The organism is Psychrobacillus vulpis (assembly GCF_006861825.1).
Lineage (GTDB): Bacteria > Bacillota > Bacilli > Bacillales_A > Planococcaceae > Psychrobacillus > Psychrobacillus vulpis.
In genome coordinates, this window is record NZ_VDGI01000043.1 from 1 (window position 1) to 5790 (window position 5790).

Consider the following 5790-nt stretch of genomic DNA (forward strand, 5'->3'; position numbering starts at 1 on the left):
CTACATTTTGTGAATGGTGACTTGGAAGAGCCGTGTGCGTAAATAGCGCAAGCACGGTTCTGTGAGGGGGGAGGAACACAATCTACCGCAAGGTAGAGAGGTTCCCTTCTACTCGACTACTTCAAGATCATTGAGCTTATATTACTTACGCATTCAAACTTTAAGACTTATCTTTATAAATTTATATGAGGAACTAGGATTATATTTTATTAAAATGAGAGTATTCTTTCATTTACTCGTTATTACTTGTAGAAAAGAAAGGAGGTATCACTACATGTTTGCATTAATTGATCAGTTACAAAAAAAGGATGAATTAGCTTTAAGAGAAGTGGTTCACACATATGGAGGTTATGTCAAAGCCATTGTTTTAAAAGTATTACAGCCTAACCAAACGGCTATTGAAGAATGTATAAACGATGTGTTTCTTATCATTTGGCAAAAGAGCAATCAATTTACTGGCAATGAGACTGATTTCAAAAAATGGATTGGTGTTATCGCAAAGTATAAAGCAATTGATACATACCGTAGTCTTCAAAATAAGCCTAAAATGGTCGAATTATTCCCTTCAATTTCGAGTACAAAGGGTTTGCCTGAAAGAATCGTAGAACAGAAATTACAAAAAGAGCAACTGTTTATCAATATTTTAGGATTAAATAAAACCGATCAGGAAATCTTTTTATTGAAATATTACCTGGGCTATTCAAATAGAGAAATTGCAGAGATATTCGATATTTCTAAAGCAACCGTTGAAAATCGATTATATCGTGGCAAGCTAAAGTTAAAAGAAGAGATGAGATGGGAGGTATCTAGATGAATGAAAAGGACTTTATCAAAATCGATATTGATAAGATTGAACCTGTAGAATTATCAGATTGGGAAAAGAAAATCATAGAGAAACGTATTTTACACGCATCAAAGAAACGTTCCAATAAAAAAATCAAATGGATAAGTGCTATCGCAATGACGACATTAATTGTTACTAGTAGTAAAATTTGGCTACCCGCCGTTGCAGACCGCTTACCGATCGTTCAGCAGCTAATACAAGTAAATGACAATCCACAATTACAAGTATTTAGTGATTACGCAACAATCATTAATCAAAAAGACGAAAGCAATGGCTCCACCATTGAATTAGCTGAGGCTTTTTTTGATGGCAGTATCATTTCGATAAGTTATGAAATGAAGCATGATAAACCGATGTATAGAAACCCATTATTTTGGATGGATCACTTAGAAGTAAACGGGAATACATTAAGCACACTAAGTCAGCAAATAATTAGAAAAGATGATTATACTTGGATTGGCATGTTTACTGCAAGAGTTTCAGACGAGGTCATCGATGAGACGATTAATGTACAATGGAGCCCTAAAGAACTTAAAGGGATTGATTCTACAACACTTGTTGAAGGAGACTGGAACTATCAATTAAAGCTTACACCGACTAAAGCCAATTCAAAAAAGCTAAACATTCCATTTGGTGACGAACAATATCAGTTGGTGTATAACAAAATAACAATGGGGAAATATGCAACGACTCTTTATTTTGAGGGAAACCTAGATTGGGATACTGAGGTTTTAATGCTTGACATAAAAGATAATCGAGGAAATGTATATGAGAATGTAGGAACAAGTAGTTTTAAAAGTGGACCTGGGCGAGTAAATGGATACACTGAATTATTTGTTCCTGATACCGATATTCAAACATTAATTATTTCACCAACGATACGAGTTGTTGATGAAAAAACATTAGCAGCGAAAGAACTAATTCCGCTACCAACTATTAAAATTTCACTTGAGTAACATAAATTTTTTAAAATGGAACAAAGATAGACGATTTAGAAAGGAAAAAATAGAAAGAGCATGGAGGTTGCAAAAGTAATCAAAGGTAATCTGCTTTTTGATAGAATGTGAAGAAATACACTTAAGCTAACGAGTGTTTACTTGAAGATCCTTGAGCTGCTTAGACAGCTCTTTTTTCTTATTGAACTAACGGGGCAGGTTAGTTTAATACGATGTTTGTTTTACCATTTAACCAAAGTGATAGATGGTCGAAGAAAAGAAGTAACACAGTTTAGCATTAGTTTCGATGGACCTTATCATAAGTAAGTGCGGTTCTAAGTAACAGGGAAACTGTTTGATAAATACGGGGCAAAACCTTTATTTATTGTGGGTATGAGTTTAATTACACTGTCGATGTGGGCGGTGATTGATTTATCATCTTCAACTTCGTATGTCTATTTACTTGTTCGTACGATTATTTTACGCATTGGATTAGCCTTTATCACAATGCCATTAAATACAGCCGCTTTAAATGCCTTACCTAGAGAATTGGCTTCACATGGCTCAGCTATTAACAATACGATTCGTCAATTAGCTGGAGCGATTGGTACGGCAGTCATTGTGACGATTTATTCGATACAATTAACAAATGTTTCAATTGAAACAAATGAAGGTTATGCGACAGCAGCGAATACGACCTATTTCTTTATGTTCGTAGTTACGCTTATTGCATTTATTATTGTTTGGTTTGTACCAAAAAATAAAAGTGCGGTTTTTCGGAAGGAATAGAGAAGTGCCAGTCCTAATGTGGGCTGGCAGGGTTTATAGAAGAGGGGGTATCTGAATTAGAAAGAGAAGAAACAACTACACAAGGGAAATCCAAGGCTATGTGATTTGGCGAAGCAGGAAGAGACTCTAAATGAGGAAGAACATTACTTGAGCATGGCTAAAAAGACTTGTTGTCCTTATGTAGCCGAGCTCAATCCTATCTTACCAATATCCAAGTAGCTTCCACCATAATCCACCGATTATAACAAAAATGAGAATCGTAATGGTAGAAACAATAAAGCCTACCGTCCACCATTTTTTCTGTTCAATATAACCTGCGCCGAAGAATACAGGAGCAGGACCAGAACCGTAATGAGTTGTGGCACCAAATAAATTACTAAATGCTGCTAATAGGATCACCGCAAGCATGGCTGGTGCTCCCGCTTGAAGCATAACAGATAGAAACGCGGCATACATGGCACTAATATGCGCTGTAGAACTCGCAAAGAAATAGTGTGAATAGAAGTAGACAAGTGCTAATATCAATACTGCAAACATCCAGTTATAGCCAGACACAAACAAACTGACCTCTTTACTAAACCACGGAATCAGTCCAAGCTTGTTCATGTAAGTGGCCATCATAAAGAGTGTCGCAAACCAAACAAGCGTATCCCAGGCTCCTTGTTCATTTTTAATATCTGACCATGTTAGTACTTCTAATAATAAAAGTAAGGAAAGCCCTATTAAAGCAGCTGTTGTGGCACCAATGCCTAAAGAATCCCCACCAATCCAAAGTCCTAAAACAACAATAAACACTGCAATCATGCGTTTCTCAGAGCTTTTTAATTGCCCAAACTCATCTAATTTCTCTTTCGCAATTCGACTTGCTTCTGGAGTTTGTTTAATCTCTGGAGGAAAAATCTTATAGATAATAAATGGAACAACAATCAATGCTACTAATCCAGGAACAATCATAGCAGTTGCCCACCCAAACCACGTTATTGTCACACCAGCCGTATCACTCGCTAGCTTAACAATTAAAGGATTGGCTGCCATAGCTGTCATAAACATAGCAGATGTAATCAAGTTCCCTTGAAATCCTACCGTCAAAAGAAAGGCTCCCATTTTACGTTCTGTACCATCTTCTGGTTTAGAACCAAATGTACGTGATAAGGATTGGATAATAGGAAAAATCACACCACCTGCACGTGCCGTATTACTCGGAATAGCAGGCGCCAAAATTAAATCACTTATCAATAAAGAATACGATAAGCTTAACGTTTTCTTTCCAAATAACCGAACAAATACATAAGCTATACGTTCACCTAACCCCGTCTTAATAAATCCACGCGAAATAAAGAACGCAATAACGATAAGCCAAATCGTTGAATTACCAAACCCACTTAGTGTTTCTTCTATTGTTAGCGTATTAGTCACCGCGATCACTGTCATAGCAATAATTGAAATAGCTCCCATAGGTAATGGTTTTGAAATAAAACCGACAATTGTCGCAACAAACACAGCAAACAAATGCCATGCACTTTCTTTTACTCCAGTAGGAGCCGGTATAAACCAAATAATAATACCAAATGCAACGGTAATGAAGAAAGGAACCCACTTTATCGTACTTCCTGATATTTCTTTCATGCCAACAAACTCCTTCCATGTCTATCTTCTATAACAATAACGTCCTCCGTCTAACATTTCCCCATCATTGGTTACTTACATTGAGTTTAACCAATCTAAATTATTAACTATTCACCTCATTTACTTGAAAACTAAAATATTTTAACTAGTTCGTGTCCTAATTAAAAGAATTTTTTCATCATTTTATGTATTTTTTTTGGATCTCACCAAAACTCGAAGTTAGAAAGATCACAATAGTCTTACTCATTCATTAATTCAAACGTCTCGTGAATTGTAGCTTTGTAAAAAAGACTATCATTGTTCTAATACAAATCATTCATAAGAAAATATAAATATCCTTCTTCAACTAAAGCAGCAGGATAGTTGAAGAAGGATATTATGGTTTATTAGGAGAATTAATAACAATCTAATTTTCTACTCTCTAAAATAAGGAGTGCTTAAGATAGGTAAAATTAAATTATTCCTAAAACAAGATTCGAATATTTTAAGGGATTTCTTAGTGGGGATCATTTGCTTACCTACTGGTATCTACAAGGTTTTTTTTCAAACCAGCCACAGAATAAATTCCTTGCTAGTTGGTTCCCTAATGATTGTAGGTGCTCTTTTCATAATTTATTCGGCTATATTAGAGTATAAAAAACGAACTTGATAAATCATTTATTTTTGGTTATTAACGACTAAAAATACTGGGGGGGTTAATCCTGTTACACTTCAATATAAAAGAGGTATCTCTTCTCTTATTTAACTAACGCAGCAGTTTAGTTCAATAAGGAGGTATTATTGGAAGGGTGTCGAAGTAGTTATTTTATGAGAATTTCGACTAATAGGTATGAGAAAAGTAAGGGTATTCAGAAGCATCTAACCTAATCACATATTATTAATTGTTCGGAACTAGATTATAGGAAAGGCAGGAACAGTTATGATATTTTGGTTTCAAAATTTGCCGAAGATAAGTCTGGATTTGTCAGAATGGAAACCTTTCATTAAAAATATTTGGTTTCGAAAGCATTATATGAAGTTCGTTTATCTATTAATGGTTACTTTTTTTCTTGTACCGTACTGGTTCTTCGGGGGAAACTTCAATCATATGACAAATTTTCCGCTTATCTTAATCATTGTTTTGGTTTTTTTAATACACGAAGCCCTTCATATTCTTGTAATAAACAATAAAGGTGATATTAGCTTAACGTTCAGAGGAATATATTTTTGGCTCAATACAAATGCAATTCTTTCTAAGAAAAGATTTTTGGTCTTTATGAGCTTACCTTTTATCGTATTATCGGTAATTCCAGCTATTACTTCGTTCTTTGTATCGGGGGATAGCAAAGCCCTCATTTTATTTATTAGTTGGTTCAATTTGATAATCTCTTCTTCCGATATTGTTAATTCAATATTAATCCTACTTAAACCAAATAAATCTGTATTTTACAGAGGCTACTACCGAGTAGAATCGTAATAACTTCTTATTCAACTAACGGGTGCTTGTGCGGCCGAGCCTAGGTCGTATCATATAGCGGGTGGGATTCCCGTCGAGAAAGAACTAGCCATTCACTCGTAGCGAGTCTTGGAGGGCTAATGGTAACATTAGCCTTTAAG

At 35.2% G+C, this 5790-nt stretch carries 4 protein-coding genes and 1 pseudogene; 4 read left to right on the plus strand and 1 reads right to left on the minus strand.

The annotated features are described in order from the left end of the window. Positions 1-274 precede the first annotated feature (274 nt). From FG384_RS19185 to FG384_RS19195, 3 genes and pseudogenes are all read left to right on the plus strand, one after another. Positions 275-814, plus strand: coding sequence for a sigma-70 family RNA polymerase sigma factor (locus tag FG384_RS19185; protein ID WP_142644292.1), 540 nt, complete (start codon positions 275-277; stop codon positions 812-814). Next, complete coding sequence (locus FG384_RS19190; RefSeq protein ID WP_142644293.1) at positions 811-1800, plus strand: DUF4179 domain-containing protein; 990 nt, start codon at positions 811-813, stop codon at positions 1798-1800. Before FG384_RS19185 ends, FG384_RS19190 begins: the two co-directional genes overlap by 4 nt. Before the next feature lie 318 nt (positions 1801-2118). Further along, a pseudogene (locus FG384_RS19195) lies at positions 2119-2568 on the plus strand (MFS transporter); the annotation flags it as partial. A 201-nt stretch (positions 2569-2769) separates the two neighbouring features. Here the strand turns inward: FG384_RS19195 and FG384_RS19200 are convergent. After that, positions 2770-4194, minus strand: coding sequence for an anion permease (locus FG384_RS19200; RefSeq protein WP_142644295.1), 1425 nt, complete (start codon positions 4192-4194; stop codon positions 2770-2772). A gap of 919 nt (positions 4195-5113) precedes the next feature. Between FG384_RS19200 and FG384_RS19205 the strand changes: the two genes are divergently transcribed. Beyond that, complete coding sequence (locus tag FG384_RS19205; protein ID WP_142644296.1) at positions 5114-5650, plus strand: DUF3267 domain-containing protein; 537 nt, start codon at positions 5114-5116, stop codon at positions 5648-5650. The last annotated feature ends 140 nt before the right edge of the window (positions 5651-5790 follow it).